This window comes from Stenotrophomonas sp. YJH_SMC_110, assembly GCF_059369255.1.
Genome location: NZ_JCAFSM010000009.1, coordinates 87,039 through 111,880, shown reverse-complemented (window position 1 = coordinate 111,880; position 24,842 = coordinate 87,039). Strand labels below are relative to the sequence as shown.

The following is a 24,842-nucleotide window of genomic DNA, read 5'->3' as shown; positions in this document are numbered from 1 at the left end:
AAAACCGATTGTAGAGCCGTGAGCTGGGATCGGATCCCTTCCCATCGGGAAGCGGTCCGGCCCCGGTCAATCGAACAACGCCTCGATCGCCGCCAACCCGGCACTCGCCCGCTCCTTCTTCCGCGCCGCATCCGCCACCGGGTCGGCACCGTCGCGCTGGATCTCCTCGGCCGGGATCTCATCGAAGAACCGGCTCGGCTTCAGCCGCACGTGCTCGCCAAACTTGCGCGTGAGCTTGCTGTAACTCATCCACAGCTGGATCTTGGCGCGGGTGATGCCCACGTACAGCAGGCGACGTTCTTCCTGCAGGTTGCCCTCGTCCAGGCTGACCTGGTGCGGCAGCACGCCGTCCTCGCAGCCGACGATGAACACGTACGGGAACTCCAGGCCCTTGGAGGCATGCATGGTCATCATGCGCACCTGGTTGCCGCCCTCGTCCTTGTCGCTGCGCGACAGCAGCGCCAGCTGGCCGGCCAGGTCGGCGGCGGTTGCACCGCGCGGGCCGCCCTCGAACCACTGCGCCAGTTCCTCGATGTTGTTTGCGCGGCGCTGGTAGCTGGCCTCTTCCTTGGCCTGCTGGCGCAGCTCGCTCAGCAACCCGGATTCCTTGGCCACCTTGCGGATCATGTCGCCGGACGTCACCTGGCGCATCTGTGCACGCAGGTCGCGCAGGATGTCGGTGAAGCGCGCCAGGCTGTTGGCCGCGCGCGGTGGGAGCTGCTGCAGGGCACCGATGGTTTCGGCCACATGCGCCATCGGCATGTCTTTCTCCTGCGCCAGTTCGGCCAGCCTGGCCAGCGTGCCGGCACCGACATCGCGCTTGGGTGACTGCACCGCACGCATGAACGCGGTGTCGTCGTCCGGGTTCACCAGCAGGCGCAGCCAGGCCAGCGTGTCCTTCACTTCCTGGCGCTCCAGGAACATGGTGCCGCCGGTCAGGTGATAGGGAATGCGCAGTAGCTGCATCGCCTTTTCCAGCGGGCGCGACTGGAAGTTGCCGCGGAACAGGATGCAGAAGTCACTCCACGGCACGTTGCGCGATTGCGCCACGAAGGCGATCTCGGCGGCGACCTTCTCCGCTTCATGTTCGCTGTTGCGGCATTCCCACACGCGGATGCGTTCGCCGTCGGCCTGGTCGCTCCACAGCTTCTTCAGGTGCTCATGCGGATTGTTGGCGATCAGCGCGTTGGCGGCGCGCAGCACGCGGTTGGAGCAGCGGTAGTTCTGCTCCAGCTTGATGATTTCCAGCGTGGGGTAATCGCGCCCCATCTGCTGCAGGTTTTCCGGGTTGGCGCCGCGCCAGGCGTAGATCGACTGGTCATCGTCGCCGACGCAGGTGAAGTTGCCCTTCTCACCGGCCAGCTGCTTGAGCAGGCGGTACTGCGCGTCGTTGGTGTCCTGGCATTCGTCCACCAGCAGGTAGCCGATGCGCTCGCGCCAGGCCAGCGCGATCTCCGGGTTCTCTTCCAGGATCTGCACCGGCAGGCGGATCAAGTCGTCGAAGTCGACCGCATTGAACGCGGTCAGCCGCAGCTGGTAGCGCTCGTAGACGCTGGCCGCTTCCTTCTCGCGGTTGCTGCGCGCGGCGGCCATCGCCTGTTCGGGCGACAGGCCAGCGTTCTTCGCGCGCGACACCAGGTTCTTCATGTCCTCGATGTCATCGGGCTTGGCGCCGTACATCAGGTCCTTGATCTGCGCGGCGGCATCATCGGCATCGAAGATCGAGAAACCGCGCTTCAGGCCCACGGCGGCATGTTCGATCTGCAGGAACTTCAGGCCCAGCGCATGGAAGGTACAGATGGTCACCTCGTCGGCGTCCTGCTCGCGCAGGCGCTTGGCCACGCGCTCGCGCATTTCCTTGGCCGACTTGTTGGTGAAGGTGATCGCAGCGATGCGGCGGGCCGGGTAGCGGCCACAGCCGATCAGGTGGGCAATCTTCTCCACGATCACGCGCGTCTTGCCGCTGCCGGCGCCGGCGAGCACCAGCAACGGGCCTTCGATGTGCAGGACCGCGGCAGCTTGGGGAGGATTCAGACCGTGCATGGGGACAGGATTGTAGCGGGGTGCCGGCAGGCCCACCTGACTTGCATGGCGCCCGCCCGTAAGGTATTGAATCGGCACCGGAACACAGGAGCGTGGTCCATGTCCCCGACTGTCATCGCCCGTCCGCTTGCGGCCGCCCTGCTCGGCCTGCTGGCCCTGCCTGCGGCCGGGTCCGGCCCGCCGCCGCGCACGGATGCCTATGAAGCGATCGTGCTGCAGTCGCACGAGTTCCTCGTCTACCATCCGGACCTGCGCTTCCGTGGGCTCGGCATGCAGGCCCGCGAACGGGGCCGCCACGAAGAAGCCCGCATCGACTTCCGCAATGCCGCGCGCTACGGCGACAAGCTGTCACAGGCAGCGCTGGCCGACATGCTCTGGAACGGGCAAGGCGGCCCGGCTGACCGCGCCCTGGGCTACGCGTGGATGGACCTGGCGGCCGAGCGCGGCACCGAGTGGCTGGTGGTGCAGCGCGAACGCTTCTGGGAGGCGCTGTCCGCCGACGAACGCGAGCGCGCGGTGCGCGAGGGCCGCGCGCTGTACGCCGAGTTCGGTGACCCCGCCGCCACACCGCGGCTGGAACGCGAACTGCGCGTCGGCAGCATGCAGCAGACCGGCAGCCGCGCCGGCTGGAGCGGCGCCATGCGCAGCCAGGGCCGCGGCGATGCCGGGCCGCGCGTGCTGCAACCGGAGAAGCACCAACTGGCCCGTTACTGGGATCCGGTGGCCTACCGGCAATGGCAGGACGAGGCGTTGGCGAAGTCGGGGCGATGACGTTGGTTTTTTTCCATGGCCATGGCCAGGAGGGCGATCATGAAGGCGAAACACGCTCCACTCTGCCTGTTGCTGCTTCTGTCGACGGCCGCTGCCGTCGCCGCAAAGGAATGTCCGGTTGAGGCCCCGCGACGGATTCCGCCCACCGTCCTGACCGGAGGGTTTTTCGATTCGCACCCGGACCTCTTCTGGCGAAGCATGGCCCAACGGGCCGAACAGGATAAACAGCCCGCCAGGGCCCTGGTCTACTACAAACGCTCGGCACGCTACGCCGACAAGTTCTCCCAGGCAATGGTGGCAAGGCTGTACCAGGAGGGTATCGGCACTGCGCCGGACCCGGTGATGGCCTACATCTGGATGGACTTGGCCGCCGAGCGCATGTACCACGACTTCCTGGTCCTGCGGGAACACTACTGGGCACGCCTTGATCCGCTGCAGCAGGCACAGGCGATCGAGCGCGGCCAACAGGTATACGCCGACTATGGCGACCGCGTAGCCAAGCCCCGCATGGAACGGGCGCTCAGCGACGGGCGCCGGCAGATCACCGGCAGCCGCGTCGGCTACGTGAGCTCGGCCCTGGTCGTCGTGCAGCGCCGCGGCGACGAGCAGGGCATCGCAACACCAGGCAACATCGTCTACGACAACGACTACTGGAAGGCCGCCGACTACTGGTGCCTGCAGGACAACTACTGGCGGCCAGCGCTTGCGCCCAGCATCGAGATCGGTGCACCGCAGCAGATCCGCGACGGCGGGCCGGGTGGCGACTAGAATTGGCCGATGGCCAAGCTCTACTTCTACTACTCGGCGATGAACGCCGGCAAGACCACTACCCTGCTGCAGAGCGCACACAACTACCGCGAGCGCGGCATGCGGGTGGCGATCCTGACCCCACGCCTGGACGATCGTGCCGGCGCCGGCGTGGTCGCCTCGCGGATCGGCCTGCGCGCCGATGGCATGGCCTTCGACCGCGATACCGACCTGCAGCGCTGGGTGGAGCAGGATCTGGCGGCCAACGGCCCGATGGGCTGCGTGCTGGTGGACGAGGCGCAGTTCCTGACCCGCGCCCAGGTCTGGCAGCTCAGCGAAGTGGTCGACCAGCTGCGCATTCCGGTGCTGTGCTACGGGTTGCGTACCGACTTCCGCGGCGAGCTGTTCGAGGGCAGCCAGTACCTGCTGGCCTGGGCCGACGAGATGCAGGAGATCAAGACCATCTGCCACAGCGGCAAGAAGGCGACCATGACCGTGCGCGTGGACGAGCATGGCCACGCCGTGCAGGACGGGCCGCAGGTGGAGATCGGTGGCAACGATCGCTACGTGTCGGTCAGCCGTGCGGAGTTCAAGAAGATCACCCGCGGCGAAGGGCGGATCGACCCGGCGCAGGCGCCGCTGCCGCTGTAAGGGGTGTTCTTTTGCAGGGCTTGCAGCCCTGCACCTGCTCAACGCAACGGCAACGGCCAAAGCCAAAGCGGCATTCTGCGGGATGGCGGGGCGGTGTGGGTGGGTGTCGACCTTGGTCGACACATCTGTCAGATATCGAGTGAGATTCCGGGGTCAGATCCGTTTTCCTTCGTAAAACGGATCTGACCCCATGAGCAATTCCGACAGATCGCGGCGATCTGTCGAAGGCGGGGTGGGTCCGGTGGCGGGAGTGTTCGCGGCATGGATGCCGCGACCAAGCCCCCAGGGACGGGTTTACGGCGTCTCCCGCCGCCGGACCCACCCCGCCGTCCCACGGAATGCCCGCTTTTGACGTTGACGTTGATGTCTGCAGGTGCAGGGCTGCAAGCCCTGCAAACCCAACCCTCTCTTAGTACAGCGTGCGCTCCGGCGCACCCGCCGGCGGCGGGGTGTACTGGTACAGCCAGGTTTCCGTAAGCGTCTTGCCACCACTGCGCAGGAACAGGCGGATGTCGATCTGCTCGGTACTGCCTTCCGGCGGCACCAGGTCGAACATCGCGCGATAGCCGTTGATCTCGCGCAGCGGGCGCGCCGACACGATCTCGACCCGGCCACGGCTGGCTTCCACCACCGCCTCGACCTCACCCTTGTCGATCAGGCTGGCCAGCTCGCCCCCTTCGAAGTCCACCGCGAAGCGCCAGCTGAAGTACTCGCGCTTCTTGCCGACCACACCGCCCAGGCCGGTGCGGCTGGCCACGCAGTGCGCCAGCGGCGGGCGCACCGGCGGTTCGGCGCCCCAGTACAGGCGGTAGCCGACCAGCAGCTCCTGGCCCGGCTGCGGCTTTTCCTTCGGGTTCCAGAACGCCACGATGTTGTCGAACGTCTCGTCCACGGTGGGAATCTCCACCAGCTGCACCGAGCCCTCGCCCCATTCGCCCTTCGGCTCCACCCACAGGCACGGGCGCTTCTCGTAGAACACGCCGTCGTCCTGGTAATGGTCGAAATTGCGGTCGCGCTGCAGCAGGCCGAAGCCGCGCGGGTTGCGGTCCACGAACATGTTGAAGCGCAGGTTGCGCGGGTTCAGCAGCGGCCGCCAGATCCATTCGCCAGCGCCGGTCCACAGCGACAGGCCATCGGTATCGTGGATCTCCGGGCGCCAGTCCCATGCCATGCGGCGGTCGTTCTCGCCCACCTGGTACATGCTGGTGCACGGTGCGATGCCGAGCCGCTCGATCGGCTTGCGCGGGTACAGCGCGCTGTCGATGTCCATCAGCAGCACGTCGCCATTGGTGATCGCGAAGCGATAGGCGCCAGCCACGCTGGGTGAATCCAGCAGGCCGTAGACCACGATCGTGTCCGAATCAGCCGATGGCTGTTCCAGGTAGTAGGCGATGAAATCCGGGAATTCCTCCGGCTTGCCCATCCCGGTGTCGATCGCCAGGCCGCGCGCGGACTGGCCGTACTGGCCTTCCTTGCCGACCGCGCGGAAGTAGCTGGCGCCGAGGAAGGCGGCGAAGTCGCGGTCAGTGTCCTTGCGGGTGTTCAGGCGGAAGCCGGCGAAGCCGAGGTCGGCCGGCAGCTCGCCATCCTTGATGCCGCTCTTGCCGTAGTTGAACGCCGCGCCGTCATAGGCCAGCTCCTGCGCCTTGCCGTCGACCACGTCGAACATGCGCACCGGCGAATGGAAGTACAGGCCCAGGTGGAAGAACTTGGCCTGGAACTTGCCGGGCTGGTCGGCCCACAGCGCATGGTCCTGGCGGTAGCCGATCGACTGGTACTGGTCCCAGTCCAGTCCTTCCAGACGGCCCGGCAGCACCCGCTTGTGGCTCTTGTAGGGCGCCTGCGCCAGCGCGCGCGCCTGGCCCTTCAGGGTGGCGAAGTCGAACGGTTGCGGCTGGCCGAGGCGGCGCAGGCCCATCTGGCCGCTCCTGCTGGCCGCGCACGCGGGCAGGGACGGCAGGCCGAATGCAGCCAGGGCGAGGGAGGCATTGCGGATGAAGTCGCGTCGTTGCATGCAGGCGCGTCAGGCACAGGGAGGAAGGTCGGCCATCATAGGCAGACAAACGTTAACGGGCAGCGGAGACGCGCCCTGCCCGTTCAGCTGCCGCTGGCTGCCGGCTCAGCGCTGGCAGTGGCTGCACCAGACGCTGGCGCGCTGGCCGATGGTGGCGTGCTTCAGCGCGCGGCCACAGTTCGGGCAGGGCAGCCCGTCACGGCCGTACACCAGCAGTTCCTGTTCGAAGTAGCCCGGCGCGCCATCGGGGCTGATGAAATCGCGCAGGGTGGTGCCGCCACGGGTGATGGCATAGCCCAGAATCTCCTTCACCGCGTCGGCCAGCCGCTGGTAGCGTTCGCGCGAGATCTTCCCAGCCTCGCGCAGCGGACTGATGCCGGCCTTGAACAGGCTCTCGGCGGCGTAGATGTTGCCCACGCCCACCACCACCGCCTGGTCCATCAGGAAGGTCTTCACCGGCGCACTGCGGCCACGGCTGCGCGCAAACAGGTAGTCGCCGTCGAATCCCTCGTCCAGTGGCTCCGGGCCCAGCCCCTGCAGCAGCGGGTGGATCTCACCGGCGGGCTGCCAGAGCAGGCTGCCGAATCGGCGCGGGTCGTTGAAGCGCAGCAGGCGGCCGTTGTCCAGACTGATATCCACATGGTCGTGGGCGCGCAGCGGTGTGTCACCGGGCAGCACGCGCAGGCTGCCGGACATGCCCAGGTGCAGCACCGCGCTGCCCATGGCGGTATCCAGCAGCAGGTACTTGGCGCGCCGGCGGATGTCCTCGATGCGCTGCCCCGGCAGCAGCTCGGCCACTTCCGGTGGAACCGGCCAGCGCAGGTCGGCGCGGCGCAGGATCACGCCATGCACGCGGCGGCCCTGCAGGTGCGGCGCCAGGCCGCGGCGGGTGGTTTCGACTTCGGGCAGTTCAGGCATGCAGGGATTCTATCCCCGCTCTGCGGCCGGCACCTGGCCGTCGATGCCGGGGAATGATCCCCGGCATCGACCGGTGTCAGGCGCCCTGGCCGGCGCGCACAGGCTCCGCCGGAACCGGTGCCGCAGCGGCGGAACGGTCCGGGAACAGCGACGGCAGCGTTTCCACGAACCGGGCCAGGCACTGGTCGCTGTAGCGCTCGGCCGTCTGCTTGACCAACGCATAGTCGTCGGCCTGCCAGGCTTCCAGGGGTGCGGCCACCGGTGCGTCGACCTGGCACTGCACGCCTTCGCCACCGACCAGGCGCAACAGCTTGCGGGTATACGGGAAGCCGACGTGCTGGGTCTGGCGCAGCTCGTACTGGGTATCGGCATCGCCCAGTTCCTTGTAGATCAGGGTGAAGCCATCGGCGGTGATCTGCACCGGCCGTACCTCTGCCGGCACAGCGCCCGGATGCGCGGTGAAGTACTCGGCCAGGCGCATGCGCACCTGGTCCTGCAGGTAACCGAAGGCCGGGTTCGGAACGGTCTCCACCCGGGTTCCCTTCAGCTGGTCCTTCTTGAACGAGCTGCCGCCGAGCGTGCCGGAAAACAATGACACGGCAACCTGCGCGGCCACCAGCTTGCCGGTGGTGGAACGCTGCACCAGGCGCAGCGTCTTGTCGCCGACTGGCTGGCCATCCGCGCCCATCTGCAGCTTTACGCTCACCGGCACCCGGCTTTCCCAGGCAGGCAGCTCCGCCACGGCGGCGACAACGCCGGCATCAGCGGCGGGAACGTCTGCAGCCGTCGCCGTGTCGGACGGGGCGGTCGGGGGTGGCTCATGGGCCAGCACAGGCGAGGCGATGACGAGGCTGCCGAGCAGCGCGGCCGCCAGCAGCGGTGGGTTCGATTTCATGGGGGATCCTTGGGTCGTGTCGGGCCAGTGCAGGCGATTCCGTTCGGCATCGATCATCGCAATGGCACCGCACTCCCTTCCATGTCCTTCCCCCTACCGCGATCCATCGCGGTCGACATGCCAGATCGCCTTACCCGTGCGGATCGACCGGTACCCGGGATCGCGTCGAACCCACCATCGGCAGCACGCCGGGAATCTTTAGCGCGGAGGCGCCGCCAGTTCGCGCGCATCCAGGAAACCATCACCGTTGGCATCCTGCTTGTGGAAGCGCTGCACGATCACCTGCCGCTGCTGCTCGCGGCTGATCGCCCTGCCCTTGCCACCGGGCAGCTCCTCGGCCGTCAGCACACCATCACCGTTGCGGTCCATGCGGTCGAAGGCATACAGCATCCACTGCACGTACTCGGCCTCGCTGATCCTGCCGTCGCCATCGCTGTCCATCCGCTGCAGATAGCTGGCGGTGTCGGTGACCTGGGCCAGCGCCGCGCCCGGCAGCAGTGCCGCCAGTAGAAGCCCGTACCCTGCCCTCACGCGCCCACCAGGCTGTAGCCCTTCAAGCGTGCGGCGTAGGCCTGCAACGCCGCGATACCGCTTTCCTCGGCCTCGCGGCACCACGCCTGCAACTGGTGCAGGCGCTCGGCGGCGTCGTGGCCTCGGGCTTCCAGCAACGCCGCCAGCCGCGCGCGGTACTCGACAAGGGTGCGGATGCGCGGGCGCTGTGCCACCCATGCGCTGAGCTGGGCACGGCTGTCCGGCTTCAGCCAGCGACCATCGTTGACCAGTCCACGGCGCAGCCGGCGCGGCAGCAGGCGGCGCAGCTTGGCTCCGGCCTGGGCGGCTTCCTCGCGCAGGGCCGGCATGAACACATTGCGCTGGTAGTCGGTCATCGCCTGGAAGCGATGCGACAGCAGCGCCTTAAGGGTCTCGGCATCGGGCACGGCGATGTTCGGACGCACGTCCATGGCCGGTGCCACCCGCAGCACCTTGGCCAGGCGCAGCGCCTGCAGCAGGCGGATCGCACTCCAGCCGATGTCGAATTCCCAGCGCCGCATCGCGAAGCGCGCCGAGCTGGGGAAGGCATGGTGGTTGTTGTGCAGCTCCTCGCCACCGATCCAGAACCCCCACGGCGTGAGATTGGTGGAGGTATCGGCAGACTCGTAGTTGCGGTAGCCCCACCAGTGGCCCAGGCCGTTGACCACGCCGGCCGCCCAGAACGGGATCCATGCCATCTGGATCGCCCACAGGGCCACGCCGGGCAGGCCGAACAGCACGCTGTTGATCACCAGCAGCAGCACCGGGCCCAGCGTGGCGTGCGGGGTATACAGGTGGCGCTCGATCGCATCGTCCGGGGTACCGCGCCCGTACTGTTCGATGTCCGCGCGCATGCCGCGTGCCTCCCGGTACAGCTCCACGCCGTGCCAGAACACCCTGCCGATGCCGCGGGTGACCGGGCTGTGCGGGTCGTCCTCGGTCTCCACCTTGGCGTGGTGCTTGCGATGGATGGCCACCCACTCGCGGGTGATCATCGAGGTGGTCAGCCACAGCCAGAAACGGAACACGTGGGCCAGCGCCGGGTGGAAATCGACCCCGCGATGGGCCTGGCTGCGGTGCAGGTACAGGGTCACCGAGAAGATGGTGATCTGGGTGAAGACCAGCAGCACTGCCAGCATGGCCCACCACCCCAGGCCGAGCACACCACCGGTCAACAGGGACATCAGGGCATCAGGCATGAAGGCTCTCCGGATCGACGCGGGGATGGCAGACATGATGGCCGCTTGCGTTGCAAACTGCATCCCTGCGGCGATGTATCGCATCGCCATCCGTGGCACCGTTCACAGTTGGGGACCTGAGTTGTCGAGCCTTGATCCACGCGCCAGCGCCATGACCGCCGCCCCGCCCGTCGCGGAGCTGCCCCCCTTGATCGAACTGGACCGCGCCACCGTGGTGCGCGGCCAGGTGAAGGTGCTGCACGGGCTCAGCCTGCGCATCGCGCAGGGCCAGCACACCGCCCTGCTCGGCCCCAACGGCTGCGGCAAATCCACCTTCATCAAGCTGATCACCCGCGAACTGTATCCACTGGCGCAGGGCGACGGCACGGTGGCGGTGAAGGTGCTGGGCCAGAACCGCTGGCAGGTGGACCGGCTGCGCTCGCAGCTGGGCATCGTCACCGGCGACCTCAGCAGCAACCTGGCCGACATGCCCGGCCTGACCGTGGAACAGGCGGTGCTGTCCGGCTTCTTCGCCAGCTACGTGGTGCCGGCCTTCCGCGAGGTGACCGCCGACATGCGTGCACGCGTCGGTGAAACGCTGGCGATGACCGGCGCCCTGACGCTGCGCGAGCGCGCCTATGCCGAGCTGTCGGCCGGCGAGACCCGCCGCGTGCTGATCGCCCGCGCGCTGGTCAATCGACCGCAGGCACTGCTGCTGGACGAACCCTCCACCGGGCTGGACCTGGTCGCCCGCGAGCAGCTGGTGGCGACCATGCGGGTGCTGGCGCAGCAGGGCATCACCCTGGTGCTGGTGACCCACCACATCGAAGAGATCATTCCCGAGATCGAGCGCGTGGTGCTGCTGCGCGATGGTCGCGTACTGGCCGACGGCACCCGCGCCGAGCTGCTGCGCAACGAACCGCTGTCGGCGGTGTTCGGCGGCGCGATCACCGTATGCGAGCAGGAAGGCCGGCTGACCGCGTACGCGGGGTGATCGACATGCCACTGCAGAGCCGAGCCGATGCTCGGCTGCTCCTGATCACGACAAACAGCAGCCGGGCATCGGCTCGGCTCTACAGGATGCAATGCAGCGGGCCGGATATCCCGGCCCGCCACCGCCGTGCTCAGAACCGCAACGCCAGCGCGCGCGACTCGATCGGTGCCATCCGGCTCTGGTCCTGCAGCTGCAGGTCGCGCAGTTCGTACGGCGCACCGAAACCGGCCGGCAATGCGGCCTGGTCGAACGGCAGCACCAGCTGGCCTGCACCGGGGCCATCGAACCACGCCGCCGCATGTGCCTGCGCGACCGGCTTCAACTGGCCATCGCGGGCCGTGGCGTACAGCGTGCCGCGTGCTTCGTAGCGGCCAGCGGCGGCCACCTGCAGCGGCAGTGCCACCTGGCGGCTGGACGGGTCCGGTGCCGCCTGGCCACTGAAGCGCGCGGTCGGCCGTGCCACCGCGAAAGCCACCTTGCCGTCGCGCAGCACGCCATCGGCCTGGGCGAACACCTGCAGTTCCCACAGCCCCTGCACGCTGCCGAGATCGGCGGGGATGCGCACCTGCGCGCGCAGGCTGCCGTCGGTGGTGCGCAGCAGGCGCTGCGGCCAGCTGCGGCCATCCGGTGCGACCAGCAGGGCTTCACCGCCCAGGCCGCCACGGCGCGATGCCAGCTGCGCGGTGGTGGCGCCGTCTTCCAGCAGGCGTGCCTGCAGCTGCACGTTGCCACCAGCCAGCACCTGCGCCTGGTTGGCCTGCACTTCCAGCCGCAGCGGGCTGTTCGGCTCAAGCACCTGCACCACATAGCGGCCCTGCGCCTGCGTGCTCTGCAGCGTGTACGCACCGGCCGAACTGGTCGCGCCGGTGCGCAGCATGCTGCTGCCATCACTCACCGGCATGCCGGCATCCTGCAGCGCGCGCGCATCGACACTGCGGGCCACGCTGCTGCGGCCGGCCGGGTCGCGCACCTGCAGGGTGTTGGCCGGCAGCGCGCGGGCACCTGCGGCCGGGCTCAGCTGGATCACCGCATCGGGCGCCGTCAGCGGCAGGTCCAGGCCGCGTTGCAGCTGCGTGCCATCGACCTGCTGCCAGTAGCTGCGGCTGACCGAGGCATACGGCATGGCCGCCTGCAGCGGTTGTGCCGGGTCCAGCGCCCAGGCAAAGGACAGCGGCGCGTGCTCGCTTTCATCGGCGGGCAGCGGCGCGGCCACCAGTGCGGCAGGCACCTGATCGCCCGCGCGGGCGGCCTGCAGCGGCTGCGCGGCCTGCGCTGCGGAAAGGGACAGCACGGCCAGCAAAGCACTGGCCAGCAGGGTGGAATGGTTCGTCATGGTCATCTCCCTCACTGGTTCAGGTCGTTGCGCAGCAGGGTGCCGAGGCCGAAGCACTCGCGCCGGCTCTGGTTGTGGCTGAGTGGTTCGGCGCCCTGGGTGCGTGCCTTGTCGGTGAACCAGGTGGTGCCGGCAGCCTTCTGGCTGCTGCACTCCAGGAAGCCATCGGAGCAGGACGACAGCCAGTTCTGGGTGAACTCCAGGCCGACATTGGCGGCGTAGCCACCGCAGTAACTGTTGCTGTCCCACACCGCCGATTCCACATCGCTGCCGACCACCGCACGGAACGGTTTGGGCAGCGCCGGGCGACCGGCCGTGCCGTACAGGTTCTGCGCGTTGTAGGTGGCCATGCTCGCCACCTGCTGCTGGCGTACCGCGTCGTTCTTGTAGCCCAGCAGCCAGCCCAGCGACGTTTCGAAGGTATTGCCGTTGAGCACCGCATCGGCCAGCGGCGTGCCCGCCGAGGACGGAGCCAGTGCATTGACCTTGCGCACCGTGCGGATGATCTTCGGATAGCGGCTGTCGTAGGTCGGGTTGGACAGGATCCAGCGCATCACATTGCCGCCGTTGGAGTGGGTGATCACCACCAGCTGGGTGATGCCACGGCTGTCGATGAAGCCGGTCAGCTGGTTGGCCAGGCAACCGGCCGCTTCCGGTTTCCACATGTACTGGGTGAAGTCACAGTTGATGACGACGTAGTTGCTGCTGTTCGGCAGGCCCTGGCGCACGGTGTCGATGATCGCCGGCTGCCAGTAGTCCTGGGTGGCATTGGTCTGCGCGCCGGTGCCATGCACGAAGGCCACGCCGACCACGTCGGCGGCCTGCGCCGGGGCGGTTGCCAGCCCGAGGAGCAGGGCCAGGGCGGTACTTCCTGTTGCGGTGCTGCGCATCGCTTCTCTCCCTCTGTCAGTGGATCCCCCCGACCCGGCTGGAACTGGACGGCCTCTCGACCCCGTTGTGTCGATGCTCGCGGCGCAGGCGCGTGAAAGTCCGTGCGCTGCGCCCGGATTCAGGAGACTGACGACACTCGATGACGTTTTTCATACTGCCCCGATGACCATGCCGGGTCTGGCCGTATGACCGATGGCCACTGCGGTGTCGCATACGGGCTGCGATCATGACGCGATGTTTTTCCTCTGGAGCCGTCCATGTCGCTGATTTCCCACACCCCCCGCCCACTGCTCGGTCTCACCGTTGTCGCGGTCCTGGCTGGCTGCGCAGCCACCGCCAGCAAGCCGACCGCCGTCGAAGCCAACATCACCACCAAGGCGGTGGGCTATCTGGACACGAGCGCGGTTCCGGCCAGCCTGGACCTGGTGCCGGCACCACCGGCGGCCGGTTCGGCCGCCCTCGCCCTGGACGAACAGGTCAGCCGTGAAGCCCGCGCGCTGCGTGGCAGCCCGCGCTTCGCCCAGGCCGGCGTCGATGCGGAACTCGGCTTCCCCGAAGGCGCCAACCACTTCTCCTGCGCCGCCGACATCGACGTCGATGCAGTGAAGACCCCGGCGCTGTACCGACTGCTGGAGCGCAGCCGGATCGACGCCAGCGCCGCCACCAAGGCGGCCAAGAACCACTACCAGCGCCCGCGCCCGTTCATGGTCAACGGTGAGCCGACCTGCTCGCCGAAGGACGAGGACGGCCTGCGCAAGAACGGTTCCTATCCGTCCGGCCACACCTCGATCGGCTGGGCCTGGGCCCTGATCCTGTCGGAGATCGCGCCGGACCGCGCCGATGCCATCCAGGCCCGCGGCCGCAACTACGGCGAGAGCCGCCTGGTGTGCAACGTGCACTGGCAGAGCGACATCCTCGAGGGCCGCTTCATGGGCGCGGCCGCCGTGGCCCGCCTGCATGACAACGCTGCCTTCAACAAGGACCTGCTGGCCGCACGCAAGGAGATCGAGGCGGCGCGCAAGGCCGGTCGGCACTCCAGCCGCGACTGCGCCACCGAGAATGCGGTGCTGAAGGTGCGCCCGCAGAGCGCGCTGTAGGCCACGCCTCTGTAGAGCCGAGCCATGCTCGGCTCAGAGCAGCCGAGCGCAGGCTCGGCTCTACACGAAGCAGAAAACCAGAAGGGCCGGCATTGCGCCGGCCCTTCTGCATTGCATCAACGCAGCCACCGCATCAGAACTTCGCGGTGAACTCCACGCCCCAGGTACGCGGCTCATTGAGGAAGCCGGTCAGGTTGTTGAAGTCGATCGCGCCGACCACGCGGGTCTGGTTGGTCAGGTTGCGACCGAACACCGCCACGTCGTACTGGCCGTAATCCCAGTTGTAGCCCAGGCGCAGGCCGCCTTCCAGCGAACTACGGCCGCGGAATTCCGGCGACTCGTAGATGAAGAAGTTCACCGCACTGCGGTAGGCCCAGTCGGTGTAGGCGTACAGCTCGCTGCCATCGCTGAGCGGGAAGCCCACGCGCAGGGTCGCGTTGTGGATCCACTTCGGCGCCTGCGGCAGCGGGTTGCCGTTCACCAGCGCATAGGTCTGGTCGTTGATCACCGTGGTCGGGTCGGTGATGGTGCAGCCACCGCCGCAGATCGCCACCGCCAGGTTCTTGTCCTTGATCTCGGTGTCGTTGTAGCTGCTGCCGAAGGTCAGCAGGACGTTGTCGGCCAGGTAGGCCTCCAGGTCCAGCTCGACGCCCTGGCCGATGGTCTTGTCGGCGTTGAGCAGGGTGGCGGTGTTGTTGCTGCCGCCCACCGCGATCAGCTGCTGGCCATCGACGTTGTAGCGGAACACGCTCAGGCCCAGGCGCGCGCGGCGCTCGAACAGGTCGGCCTTGATGCCGGCCTCGTACGAGATCACCTTCTCCGAATCGGCCTGCGACAGGCCTGGCGCGAAGGCCAGGCGGCCCTGGATCGACGGCGCGCGGAAGCCCTTGGCCACGCGGGCATAGGCGTTGATGTCGTCGGTCAGCTTGTAGACGCCGCTGAGGTCCCAGCTGACGTCGTTGACGTCGGTGTTGGCCAGGTACGGGCCACTGACCGGGGTGCCGAACGGAACGGCCTGCAGCACGCTGGCGCTGAAGTCCTTCTTGTCCTGGGTGTAGCGCACGCCGGCACGCAGCTTGAAGCGGTCGGTGACATCGAAGTCACCCGAGGCGAACACCGCCCAGGCCTTGTTGCGCTGGTTCTGCACCACGTGGCCGGTCTGCGGATTGCCCGGGGCCAGCGAGTCGTAGTTGAAGTTGTTGATGGTCACGTCTTCATCGAAGTAGAAGACGCCGGCCTGCCAGTCGAAGCGGCCCCACTCGTTGGACTCGATGCGGACTTCCTGCGTCCACTGGCGGTGATGCGGCAGGCCGTCAGCCGACTCCGACGAGAACGGAATCAGGCCGGGGCCGTAGTTGCCGGCGCCAAGGAACGCCGCGCCGTAGCCACCGTCAATGTCACCGCGGTTGAGCGATTCGGCGGTTTCGTAGCCGGTGATCGAGTGCAGCGTCACCGAGCCGAGGTTCCACTGCAGGCGCGCGCTGCCACCCCAGGTCTTCAGGTCGGAGAAGTTGACGCCGTCGTTGGCCACCTTGTCGCGGTCGAAGTTCTCGACCAGCGAGTTGCCACCCTTCTCGATGATGTTGGCGCGGAACAGGCGGGCGGTGCCATTGAGCTTGCGCTTGTGCAGGTTGAACAGCGCTTCGAAGTCATCGCCTTCGTACAGGAACTGCACGCGGCCGGCGGCTTCGTCATAGCCTTCGAAGCCACTGTTGGGAGCGCCGACGCGGGTGTTGTCGACCCAGTCATCGCGGCGCTGGTAGATCGCCGAGACGCGTGCCGACCAGCGATCGGTCAGCGGGCCGCCGTAGGCGCCCTGCACGTTCCAGCTGTTGTAGCTGCCGTAGCCCACGCGCACGTAGCCGTCAGCATCCTGCGACGGTCGCGCCGAATCGAACTTGACCACGCCGGCCGGGGTGTTGCGGCCGAACAGCGTGCCCTGCGGACCACGCAGCACTTCCACGTTGGCCAGGTCGAACAGCGGGAAGCCCTTCAGCAGCGGGCTTTCCTGCACCACGTCGTCGTACACCAGCGAAACCGGCTGCGACGCATTGAGGTCGAAGTCGGTGTTGCCCAGACCGCGGATGTAGAAGCGCGGGAAGGCACGGCCGTAGGACGACTCGATGTTGAGGCTGGGCACGCGTGCGGCCAGGAAACGGATGTCATCGCCGGCCGAACCGAGCACATCCAGCTTCTCGCCCTGGATCGCGGAGAGCGCGACCGGCACGTCCTTGGCGTTCTCGACACGGCGCTGCGCGGTCACCTGCAGGGCGTCGAGGGCAACCGGATCCTTGGCAGCGGGGGTTTCCTGGGCGGCTGCTACCAGCGGCAGCAGGGCGGAAAGAGCGGCAACGAGGGGGCGCGCGACCGGAAATCGGCCACGGGAAGTGCGGGTCGGGGACATGGCGGTAGGCTGTGTTTGGAGGGGTGGTAAAACGGCGCTACCAGATAATTGTTGCAATACAGCACCTACGCCGCAAATGCCCGCCGTTCATGGCCCCGTCGCCGGCACCCCCGGGCGCTCGCTAGACTCGGGGTTTCCACGCGACGGACCCGCCGCCATGACCCAGTGGTACTTCCATGCCTCCGCCCAGGCCGAGCGAATCGGCCCGCTTGATGACGGGGCCGCACGCCGCTACGCGCAGGCCAATCCACGCGCCCTGGCATGGTGCCAGGGCATGAGCGGGTGGACGCCGATCGCCGAGGTGGCCGAGCTGCAGGCTCCGGCCCCGGGCATGCCCAACACACCGCCGCCGGTCCCGGTCGCCGCCGGCGCCAGCGGCCGCGCCGACGACATCGAGTTCCGCATCGTCGGCCATGAAATGCAGTTCGTGGAGATCGAGCTCGACCCCGGCGAGAGCGCCATTGCCGAGGCCGGCGCCTTGATGTTCAAGGACGCCACGGTACAGATGGACACGGTGTTTGGCGCTGCCAACGGTGACCAGGGCGGCTTCATGGGCAAGGTGATGGCCGCCGGCCGCCGTGTGCTGACCGGCGAGAGCCTGTTCGCCACCGTCTACACCCAGAGCGGGCATGGCAAGGGCAAGGTCGCCTTCGCCGCGCCCTACCCCGGCACGGTGCTGGCGATGAAACTGGACCAGCACGGCGGCCGCCTGATCTGCCAGAAGGACAGCTTCCTGGCCGGCGCGCGCGGCGTGCAGATCGGCGTGCAGTTCCAGCGCAGGATCATGACCGGCCTGTTCGGCGGCGAGGGCTTCATCATGCAGAAGCTGGAAGGCGACGGCTGGGTGTTCATCCATGCCGGCGGCTGCGTGATCGAGCGCGAGCTGGCCGCCGGCGAGCGCCTGGACGTGGATACCGGCTGCGTGGTGGCCTACCACTCCAGCGTGGACATGGACGTGCGCCGGGTGGCCGGCATCAAGAGCATGCTGTTCGGCGGCGAAGGCGTGTTCCTGGCCACGCTGACCGGCCCCGGCAAGGTCTGGCTGCAGTCGCTGCCGTTCTCGCGCCTGGCCGGCCGCATGTGGATGGCCGCACCGCAGGGCGGCGGCCAGAGCCGCGGCGAAGGCTCGGTGCTGGGCGGCCTGGGCCGGATGCTGGATGGTGACAACCGGTTCTGACCCACTCATTTGGTAGGTGCCAACCTTGGTTGGCACATTCCTTCAGCGCGCGACCAGGCATTTGTGCGGACCAAGGTCCGCACCCACCAGAAGCGATTCACGTTTTTTTGCTGAATAGGGAGTTCCCCCCACCCTGCCAGCCCCGCCACCGCTTCGGTATGCTGGCGCCCTTTCCTGAATCCAGCGCCGCGAGCGCACTGCCGATGAGCCTGTTCCGCCCCCGCATGCTGCTGTCCGTCGCCCTGATCGGCCTGCTGGCCGGCTGCGGTGGCGACCCGGTCCGCCCCACGCCGCCGCCGGCGCCGACCGTGGTGCCGCAGGCCAAGCCGATCAGGATCGGCATCGCCCTCGGTGGCGGCGCGGCCAAGGGCTTCGCGCACATCGGCGTGATCAAGATGCTGGAAGCCAACGGCTTCGAGCCGGCCGTGGTCTCCGGCACCAGCGCCGGCAGCGTGGTCGGTGCGCTGTATGCCAGCGGCATGGACGCCTTCCAGATGCAGAGCAAGGCAGTCGCGCTGGACGAAGCCAGCATCCGCGACGTACGCCTGTTCTCCGGTGGCCTGGTGCAGGGCCAGAAGCTGCAGGACTACGTCAACGAGCAGGTCGCCAACCGTCCCGCCGAGCGCCTGAAGAAACCGTTCGCCGCCGTTGCCACCCAGCTGGAAACGGGCGAGCGCGCGATCTTCGTGCGCGGCAACGTCGGCCAGGCGGTGCGCGCGTCGAGCAGCATCCCCGGTGTGTTCGAGCCGGTGAAGATCGGCGGCCGCAATTACATCGACGGCGGCGTGGTCAGCCCGGTGCCGGTGGATGCCGCGCGCCAGCTCGGCGCCGACTTCGTGATCGCCGTGGACATCTCCAGCAAGGCCAGCGGCAAGGCACCGACGGACATGCTGGGCATCGTCAACCAGTCCATCTCGATCATGGGCCAGCGCCTGGGCGAGCAGGAGCTGGCGCGCGCCGACATCGTCATCCGTCCGAAGGTACTGGACATCGGCGCCGCCGATTTCAGCCAGCGCGGCACCGCGATCCTGGAAGGCGAGAAGGCCGCAATGGCGGCCATGCCGCAGATCCGCGCGAAGATCCAGCAGTTGCAGCGCGCGCGCGCCGCCGCAGCGGCACCCGCGCCGGTGGCCGCACCAAAGTGCGAGGAAGCCTCGCGCCTGGGCAAGCTGATGGGCCGCAAGGACAAGTGCTGATCCATTGATGCCAGGCCACCGGGCACGCCTGGTGGCTGCTCAGGGCTCCAGCTGCGACAACGGCAACGCCTGGAAACCCTTCACCGTTCGCAGCACGAAGCTGGAATTGGCATCGGCCACGCCGCCGGCGTTGAGCAGCCGGTCCAGCAGGAAGTGCGAGAAGTGCTCCAGGTCGCGCACGTAGACGTGCAGCAGGTAGTCCATGTCGCCGGTCAGCGCATGGCAGGCCACCACCTCGTCCCACGCTTGCACGCTGTCCACGAAGTGGCCGATGGCGGCCTGGTCATGCTTTTCCAGCTGCACGCGCACGAAGGCCTGCAGGCCCAGGCGCAGCTGGCGCGGTTCCAGCCGCGCGCCATAGCCGACGATCACGCCCTCGCTTTCCAGCCGCTGCAGGCGGCGCAGGCAGGCCGAGGGCGAGAGGTTCACCCGTGTCGCCAGCTCGGCGTTGGTGGCGCGCCCATCCCGCTGGATTTCAGCCAGTAGACGTATATCCGTGCGATCGAACTGGACTTCTCCGGCCATTGTTGCCCCGCAACATGGTGAGTACGCAAGGATATTGCGCCAACAAGGCCAATCGACGCAACTTTTGCAACCCTGTTGCGTGCGCCCTGCCCTAGCATCGTGGGTATCCCGTCAAGGAGTGCCCCATGGACCTCGCCCAGCCCCGCCGCGTCGAACACCAGCAGACCGACAAGGGCTACGTGCCGGTGTATACCACCGCGCTCGTCGAGCAGCCGTGGGACACCTACAGCGCCGACGACCACGCCACCTGGAGCACGCTGTACCAGCGCCAGCGCGAACTGCTGGTCGGCCGCGCCTGCCAGGAGTTCCTGGACGCGCAGGACGAGATGGGCATGAGCGCACACATGATTCCGCGCTTCGACCAGCTCAACGAAGTACTGGGCGCCGCCACCGGCTGGACCCTGGTCGGCGTTGAAGGCCTGCTGCCGGAACTGGATTTCTTCGACCACCTGGCCAACCGCCGTTTCCCGGTGACCTGGTGGATCCGTCGCCCGGACCAGATCGACTACATCGCCGAACCGGACCTGTTCCACGATCTGTTTGGCCACGTGCCGCTGCTGATGAACCCGGTGTTCGCCGACTACATGGAGGCGTACGGCCGTGGCGGCGTCAAGGCCCACGCGATCGGCCCGGATGCACTGCAGAACCTGACCCGCCTGTACTGGTACACGGTGGAGTTCGGCCTGATCGATACGCCCGACGGCCTGCGCATCTACGGCGCCGGCATCGTGTCGTCGAAGGGCGAGTCACTGTACTCGCTGGAATCGCCCGCGCCCAACCGCATCGGTTTCGACCTGCAGCGGATCATGCGCACCAAGTACCGCATCGACACCTTCCAGAAGACCTACTTCGTCATCGACAGCTTCGAACAGCTGATGCAGGCGACGTCGCCGGACTTCACCCCGATCTACGCGGCACTGGCCGACCAGGCGCATCTGCCGGCCGGTGATGTGCAGGACGACGACCGCGTGTTCCAGAAGGGCACGGGTGAAGGCTGGGCCGACGGCGGCGACGTGTAAGCGCGTAACGCACACCGCTTCGCAGTGGAAACGGCGCACCCTGGTGCGCCGTTTTCGTTGTTGCCTGCACCGTTCTGTCGCGACGGCGCAGGCGAGGGCAGGACACTCAGCCGTCCACGGCCCGGCAGGAACCGCGCACCATCAGTTGCGGATGCACGCTGGCCGCAGCCGGCGCCTCCGGTACGTCGGTCTGCACCAGCATCGCGGCAGCCATGCGGCCGATGTCGGAGACGTGGCGGCGTACCGACGTCAGCGGCGGCCACAGCCGCGACGCCAGCGGGCTGTCGTCGTAGCTGACGATCGACAACTGCTGCGGCACCGCGATGCCCGCACGCAATGCCACCTGGTAGACGCCCGCGGCGATTTCGTCGTTGCCGGTGAAGATCGCACTGGGGCGTTGTCCGCCCATCAGCAGGCGTTCGGCGGCATGCACGCCGGACTCGAAGGTGTCGCCCGCTTCCAGCACGCGCTCGCCCGGCAGGGTCACGCCGACCTGGGCCAGCCGATCAAGGAAGCCGTGGGTCCGCTCGCGGGCAGCGCGCCGGTCACCGGGACCGGCAATCACCGCGATGTCGCGGTGGCCGAGCGAGAGCAGGTAGCCCGCAGCCGCCGCCGCACCATCGCGATCGTGGGTGACCACCGCCTGCACGTCTTCTTCCGACGCATGCGCGTTGATGCGGATGTGGCGGCAGTCGATCGCGTCGAGCATCTGCGCCAGCGCCATCGATTCGGAGGCGCGCGGGCCGAGGATCACGCCATGCAGTTTCTGCTGCTGCACGAAACGGCGCACGCCGTCCGCACAGTCCGGATCCTGGCTGTTGCACGGGTGCACCACCAGCTCATAGCCGGTGCCGCGCAGCGCTTCCAGCGCGCCGTGCTGCAGGTCGACAATGCATTGGGCGCCGGGGTCGTCATACACCAGGCCGATCAGGAAGGAGCGGCGGAACGCGAGTCCGCGCGCCAGCGGGTCGGGCACGTAACCGACCTCCCGCATCAACGCCTCGACCTTGTCGCGGGTGTCTTTGCGCACCAGCGGCGAGTTGTTGATGATTCTTGAAACCGTTTTCTTGGAAACTCCCGACAGTCGTGCGATGTCGTTGATCGTGGCAGCCTTGCCTTTCGATGCCGGCAACGCGGCATCGCTCATATTTCGCACTGACATGTATAGAACCAGGTAAGTCGGAGAATTCTAGCCTTGCACCCGTCGGATGCGAAGTTGCGGAACGTCGCAGCGGATCTGAATCGCGTCGTGTTCGACACGTTTTGCTGCGCGAGGTTCCCTTGTGATTGCTCTAGTGCCTCTGCATCTGAACCGTGCTTCTGCGCGTGTTCACCCTGAATGCGGACGCGACGCGCGCGAACGCCAACATTCCCTTAACCATGCTCCGCTACAGTCAGGTGCATGGACCTGCAGACCTCTCCGTTTCCGCCGTTCCGTGGCCGCGACCGGTTGATCGCTGCGGTCGACGCGGCGGTGACCGCCGGTGATGCCGGGCGCATCACCGCCGACCTGCAGCTGGCGCTGCAGGAAGCCATAACCGACAGCCGCATCGAATTGCCCGAATGCGTGCATCGGCCGGTCAGTGATCATTACGCGCGACGTCCGCTGTACCACAGCCGCGAACACGGCTACAGCGTGATCGCCATGAGCTGGGGCCCAGGGCAGGGCACGCCGCTGCACGACCACGATGCCATGTGGTGTGTGGAGGGAGTGTGGTTGGGCGAACTGGAGATCACCCGTTACGAGCTGCTGGAGCGCGCCGGCGAGCGCTGGCGTTTCCACCGCCACGCCACGCTGCGCGGAGGCTGCGGCAGTGCCGGCAGCCTGATCCCGCCGCACGAGTACCACACCCTGCGCAACGCCAGTGACGACGCATTGGCGATTTCTGTGCACGTGTACGAGTCGCAGATGGAGCGCTCGGCGGTGTTCGATCCGCTCGGTGGCGACTGGTACCAGCGCCGCATCCAGGCGCTGCAGGCCGACCCGGCCTGACCGGGGCAGGGCGGGGCGACGCTGCCAGCACCTTCGTGAGCCACGTGGCATCATGCGCCGCTGCGCTGCCGTACCCGGCGGCGATCCGCGATGCCCCGTCGGGCAAGGAGCAAGACCATGTCCAGCGCTGATCCGCGCCTGCGCGCGCTGTTGAAGCTGGCACCGGTGATCCCGGTGTACACCCCCGAAGATGTGAATGAAGCGGTCGACGTCGCCCAGGCACTGTTCCGCGGCGGCCTGCCGGTAATCGAGGTGACGCTGCGCACGCCGCAGGCGCTGGATGCGATCAAGGCGATGGTCGAGGCCGTGCCGGACGCGGTGATCGGTGCCGGCACCGTACTCGACGCCGCGCAGATGCAGGCAGCAAAGCAGGCCGGCGCGCGATTCGCGGTGTCCCCCGGTGCCACGCCGGCGTTGTATGCGGCCGCGCGTGATGCCGACCTGCCGTACCTGCCCGGTGCCGCCACCGCCTCGGACCTGATCCTGGGCCTGGAGCATGGCCAGGACACCTTCAAGTTCTTCCCGGCGGTACAGGCCGGCGGCGCCGCGCTACTGGCCGCCTGGCACGGTCCGTTCGCCGATGTGCGCTTCTGCCCGACCGGCGGCATCAGTGCGCAGACCGCACCGCAGTTCCTGCATCTGCCCAACGTGCTGTGCGTGGGCGGTTCGTGGCTGACCACCCCGGCACTGCTGCAGACCCGCGACTGGGAGGCGATCGAACGCCTGGCCCGCGAGGCGTCCGTGCTGGCCAGCTGAACCTGCTCCGCGAATCTTCAAAGGTTTGATCGTGATCAAAGCGCCGGCCTCGTGCAGGCGTCATTCTGTGGGCAAGCGCACTACGGAGATCCGAACATGAATTCGACCATGAAGGCCGCTGTCGTGCGTGAGTTCGGCAAGCCACTGGTGATCGAGGAAGTCTCGGTACCACGCCCGTGGGCGGGCGAGGTACTGGTCAGGATCGAGGCCTGTGGCGTCTGCCACACCGACCTGCACGCCGCCGAGGGCGACTGGCCGGTGAAACCGAACCCGCCGTTCATCCCCGGCCACGAGGGCGTGGGGCACGTCGTGGCCGTGGGAGGCGGGGTAGGGCACGTCAAGGAAGGCGACAGGGTCGGCATCCCCTGGTTGTACTCGGCGTGTGGCCATTGCGAACACTGCCTGGGTGGCTGGGAAACGCTGTGCGAGACACAGCGCAATACCGGTTACTCGGTCAACGGCGGCTTCGCCGAGTACGCACTGGCCGATGCCAACTATGTCGGCCTGCTTCCGAAGGACGTGGGCTTCGTCGAGATCGCACCGGTGCTGTGCGCCGGCGTGACCGTCTACAAGGGCCTGAAGGTCACCGACACCAAGCCCGGCGACTGGGTGGCGATTTCCGGCATCGGTGGCCTGGGCCACATGGCGGTGCAGTACGCCCGTGCGATGGGCCTGAACGTGGCTGCGGTGGACGTGGACGACAACAAGCTGGCATTGGCCCGGCAGCTGGGTGCGCAGATCACCGTGAACGCGCGCACCACCGATCCGGCCGCCTTCCTCAGGAAGGAGATCGGCGGCGCGCACGGCGCCCTGGTCACGGCGGTCTCACCGAAGGCGTTCGAGCAGGCGCTGGGCATGGTCCGCCGTGGCGGCACCGTCTCGCTCAACGGACTGCCGCCCGGTAATTTCCCGCTGGACATCTTCGGCATGGTGCTCAACGGCATCACCGTGCGCGGCTCGATCGTCGGCACCCGGCTGGACCTGCAGGAGTCGCTGCAGTTCGCCGCCGAAGGCAAGGTCGCGGCCACGGTCAGCACCGACCGCCTGGAGAACATCAACGACGTGTTCGCGCGCATGCACGCGGGCACCATTGAGGGCCGCGTGGTACTCGACTTCGCCGCCTGACCGCCTGTGCATGGCCGTCGTCGCTCCGTCCCCCTCTCCCACGGACGCGGCGGCCATGCCGATCCATCGGTAGTGACGGCCGCTGGCCGGCAAACCCCAGGCGGTTCGGTAGTGCCGGCCGCTGGCCGGCAACGCGGGCACTCTGTGGCCGCCGTACAATGCGCGCATGCCCGGCCTGCTCAAGACCCTGTTCCTGTCCATCGTCGCCCTGATCGGCGGCGTCCTGTCGCTTGCGCTGGTCAGCAGCGTCGCCAGCTGGCTGCCCCCGTTGCTGGGCCTGTCGCCGGACAACAACAGCGTGCAGCTGGGCTGGGACCTCACCTTCAGCGTTCTTGGTGGCATCGCGGGCGTTTCCTTTGCCACCTATTACGCCCCCTGCTGGCCGCGTTCGCATGGCTTCTCGATCTGGTCGCTGATCGCGCTGGGCTGTGGCTACGCGATGTGGACGGCCGGTGCGGATTTCCCGTTCTGGTTCGTCATTTCGCTGCTGGCATCGCTGCCGCTGCAACTGCTGGCCGGTTGGTGGTTCGGCCGTCGCGCCTCGCGCGACGCAGGGTAACGGCGCCTTTGTAGAGCCGAGCCCA

At 67.7% G+C, this 24,842-nt stretch carries 23 protein-coding genes; 12 read left to right on the top strand and 11 right to left on the bottom strand.

Going from position 1 to position 24,842, the window contains the following annotated elements; all coding sequences use genetic code 11:
* Positions 1-66: 66 nt before the first annotated feature.
* The gene (locus AC5P6H_RS16385) at positions 67-2,043 is read right to left on the bottom strand and encodes a UvrD-helicase domain-containing protein (protein ID WP_241887671.1); all 1,977 of its coding nucleotides are present in this window, start codon (positions 2,041-2,043) and stop codon (positions 67-69) included.
* Positions 2,044-2,142: 99 nt separating this feature from the next.
* On the opposite strand from AC5P6H_RS16385, the gene AC5P6H_RS16380 reads away from it, so the two are divergent.
* The 3 genes from AC5P6H_RS16380 to AC5P6H_RS16370 are packed head-to-tail and all read left to right on the top strand — an operon-like array spanning position 2,143 to position 4,212.
* Positions 2,143-2,814 carry an SEL1-like repeat protein gene (locus AC5P6H_RS16380; protein WP_126411559.1) on the top strand — a complete coding sequence of 224 codons (672 nt, stop codon included), beginning with the start codon at positions 2,143-2,145 and terminating at the stop codon, positions 2,812-2,814.
* Between the two features lie 39 nt (positions 2,815-2,853).
* Positions 2,854-3,582, top strand: a complete 729-nt coding sequence (locus AC5P6H_RS16375) for an SEL1-like repeat protein (RefSeq protein WP_032962363.1) — start codon at positions 2,854-2,856, stop codon at positions 3,580-3,582.
* A gap of 9 nt (positions 3,583-3,591) precedes the next feature.
* Positions 3,592-4,212 carry a thymidine kinase gene (locus AC5P6H_RS16370; protein ID WP_008264720.1) on the top strand — a complete coding sequence of 207 codons (621 nt, stop codon included), beginning with the start codon at positions 3,592-3,594 and terminating at the stop codon, positions 4,210-4,212.
* A 409-nt stretch (positions 4,213-4,621) separates the two neighbouring features.
* On the opposite strand, the gene AC5P6H_RS16365 is transcribed toward AC5P6H_RS16370, so the two are convergent.
* The 5 genes from AC5P6H_RS16365 to AC5P6H_RS16345 form a co-directional block, all read right to left on the bottom strand.
* Positions 4,622-6,226 (bottom strand): OpgD/OpgG family glucan biosynthesis protein, encoded by a 1,605-nt coding sequence (locus AC5P6H_RS16365; RefSeq protein ID WP_346601358.1) that lies wholly within the window; start codon positions 6,224-6,226, stop codon positions 4,622-4,624.
* A 105-nt stretch (positions 6,227-6,331) separates the two neighbouring features.
* Entirely contained in the window at positions 6,332-7,144 is an 813-nt protein-coding gene (mutM, locus tag AC5P6H_RS16360) for a bifunctional DNA-formamidopyrimidine glycosylase/DNA-(apurinic or apyrimidinic site) lyase (protein WP_346601357.1), read from the bottom strand.
* Positions 7,145-7,220: 76 nt separating this feature from the next.
* Entirely contained in the window at positions 7,221-8,039 is an 819-nt protein-coding gene (locus tag AC5P6H_RS16355; protein WP_197605488.1) for a hypothetical protein, read from the bottom strand.
* A gap of 198 nt (positions 8,040-8,237) precedes the next feature.
* Entirely contained in the window at positions 8,238-8,570 is a 333-nt protein-coding gene (locus AC5P6H_RS16350; protein ID WP_197605485.1) for an EF-hand domain-containing protein, read from the bottom strand.
* Positions 8,567-9,769, bottom strand: a complete 1,203-nt coding sequence (locus AC5P6H_RS16345) for a DesA family fatty acid desaturase (protein WP_014645436.1) — start codon at positions 9,767-9,769, stop codon at positions 8,567-8,569. Before AC5P6H_RS16345 ends, AC5P6H_RS16350 begins: the two co-directional genes overlap by 4 nt.
* A 151-nt stretch (positions 9,770-9,920) precedes the next feature.
* On the opposite strand from AC5P6H_RS16345, the gene AC5P6H_RS16340 reads away from it, so the two are divergent.
* Positions 9,921-10,742 (top strand): ABC transporter ATP-binding protein, encoded by an 822-nt coding sequence (locus tag AC5P6H_RS16340; protein ID WP_032962356.1) that lies wholly within the window; start codon positions 9,921-9,923, stop codon positions 10,740-10,742.
* A 130-nt stretch (positions 10,743-10,872) separates the two neighbouring features.
* On the opposite strand, the gene AC5P6H_RS16335 is transcribed toward AC5P6H_RS16340, so the two are convergent.
* Together AC5P6H_RS16335 and AC5P6H_RS16330 are read right to left on the bottom strand one after the other, a co-directional pair.
* Positions 10,873-12,075 (bottom strand): DUF4785 family protein, encoded by a 1,203-nt coding sequence (locus AC5P6H_RS16335; RefSeq protein ID WP_241887638.1) that lies wholly within the window; start codon positions 12,073-12,075, stop codon positions 10,873-10,875.
* Positions 12,076-12,086: 11 nt separating this feature from the next.
* Positions 12,087-12,965, bottom strand: a complete 879-nt coding sequence (locus tag AC5P6H_RS16330) for a hypothetical protein (RefSeq protein WP_014645433.1) — start codon at positions 12,963-12,965, stop codon at positions 12,087-12,089.
* A 258-nt stretch (positions 12,966-13,223) separates the two neighbouring features.
* On the opposite strand from AC5P6H_RS16330, the gene AC5P6H_RS16325 reads away from it, so the two are divergent.
* A complete protein-coding gene (locus AC5P6H_RS16325) occupies positions 13,224-14,063 on the top strand; it encodes an acid phosphatase (RefSeq protein ID WP_014645432.1) in 840 nt (279 codons plus the stop codon).
* Positions 14,064-14,196: 133 nt separating this feature from the next.
* On the opposite strand, the gene AC5P6H_RS16320 is transcribed toward AC5P6H_RS16325, so the two are convergent.
* On the bottom strand, positions 14,197-16,467 hold the full coding sequence (locus AC5P6H_RS16320; protein WP_495202886.1) for a TonB-dependent receptor: 2,271 nt from the start codon (positions 16,465-16,467) through the stop codon (positions 14,197-14,199).
* Positions 16,468-16,624: 157 nt separating this feature from the next.
* On the opposite strand from AC5P6H_RS16320, the gene AC5P6H_RS16315 reads away from it, so the two are divergent.
* Together AC5P6H_RS16315 and AC5P6H_RS16310 are read left to right on the top strand one after the other, a co-directional pair.
* Positions 16,625-17,644: a TIGR00266 family protein gene (locus AC5P6H_RS16315; protein ID WP_142235497.1), complete on the top strand. Its 1,020-nt coding sequence runs from the start codon at positions 16,625-16,627 to the stop codon at positions 17,642-17,644.
* A 203-nt stretch (positions 17,645-17,847) separates the two neighbouring features.
* Positions 17,848-18,840, top strand: a complete 993-nt coding sequence (locus AC5P6H_RS16310) for a patatin-like phospholipase family protein (RefSeq protein WP_032958418.1) — start codon at positions 17,848-17,850, stop codon at positions 18,838-18,840.
* 39 nt (positions 18,841-18,879) lie between these two features.
* On the opposite strand, the gene AC5P6H_RS16305 is transcribed toward AC5P6H_RS16310, so the two are convergent.
* The gene (locus AC5P6H_RS16305; protein ID WP_014645428.1) at positions 18,880-19,365 is read right to left on the bottom strand and encodes an Lrp/AsnC family transcriptional regulator; all 486 of its coding nucleotides are present in this window, start codon (positions 19,363-19,365) and stop codon (positions 18,880-18,882) included.
* A 125-nt stretch (positions 19,366-19,490) separates the two neighbouring features.
* Here AC5P6H_RS16305 and phhA point away from each other — a divergent pair, with 125 nt between their 5' ends.
* Complete coding sequence (gene phhA, locus AC5P6H_RS16300) at positions 19,491-20,384, top strand: phenylalanine 4-monooxygenase (protein WP_014645427.1); 894 nt, start codon at positions 19,491-19,493, stop codon at positions 20,382-20,384.
* Between the two features lie 106 nt (positions 20,385-20,490).
* On the opposite strand, the gene AC5P6H_RS16295 is transcribed toward phhA, so the two are convergent.
* Complete coding sequence (locus AC5P6H_RS16295) at positions 20,491-21,546, bottom strand: LacI family DNA-binding transcriptional regulator (protein WP_041862907.1); 1,056 nt, start codon at positions 21,544-21,546, stop codon at positions 20,491-20,493.
* Between the two features lie 240 nt (positions 21,547-21,786).
* On the opposite strand from AC5P6H_RS16295, the gene AC5P6H_RS16290 reads away from it, so the two are divergent.
* The 4 genes from AC5P6H_RS16290 to AC5P6H_RS16275 all read left to right on the top strand — a co-directional run bounded on the left by AC5P6H_RS16290 (position 21,787) and on the right by AC5P6H_RS16275 (position 24,817).
* A complete protein-coding gene (locus AC5P6H_RS16290) occupies positions 21,787-22,377 on the top strand; it encodes a cysteine dioxygenase family protein (RefSeq protein ID WP_014645425.1) in 591 nt (196 codons plus the stop codon).
* A 117-nt stretch (positions 22,378-22,494) separates the two neighbouring features.
* Positions 22,495-23,133, top strand: coding sequence for a bifunctional 4-hydroxy-2-oxoglutarate aldolase/2-dehydro-3-deoxy-phosphogluconate aldolase (eda, locus tag AC5P6H_RS16285; protein WP_014645424.1), 639 nt, complete (start codon positions 22,495-22,497; stop codon positions 23,131-23,133).
* Between the two features lie 96 nt (positions 23,134-23,229).
* A complete protein-coding gene (adhP, locus tag AC5P6H_RS16280) occupies positions 23,230-24,258 on the top strand; it encodes an alcohol dehydrogenase AdhP (RefSeq protein WP_495202885.1) in 1,029 nt (342 codons plus the stop codon).
* Between the two features lie 166 nt (positions 24,259-24,424).
* Positions 24,425-24,817 carry a hypothetical protein gene (locus tag AC5P6H_RS16275; RefSeq protein WP_014645422.1) on the top strand — a complete coding sequence of 131 codons (393 nt, stop codon included), beginning with the start codon at positions 24,425-24,427 and terminating at the stop codon, positions 24,815-24,817.
* The last annotated feature ends 25 nt before the right edge of the window (positions 24,818-24,842 follow it).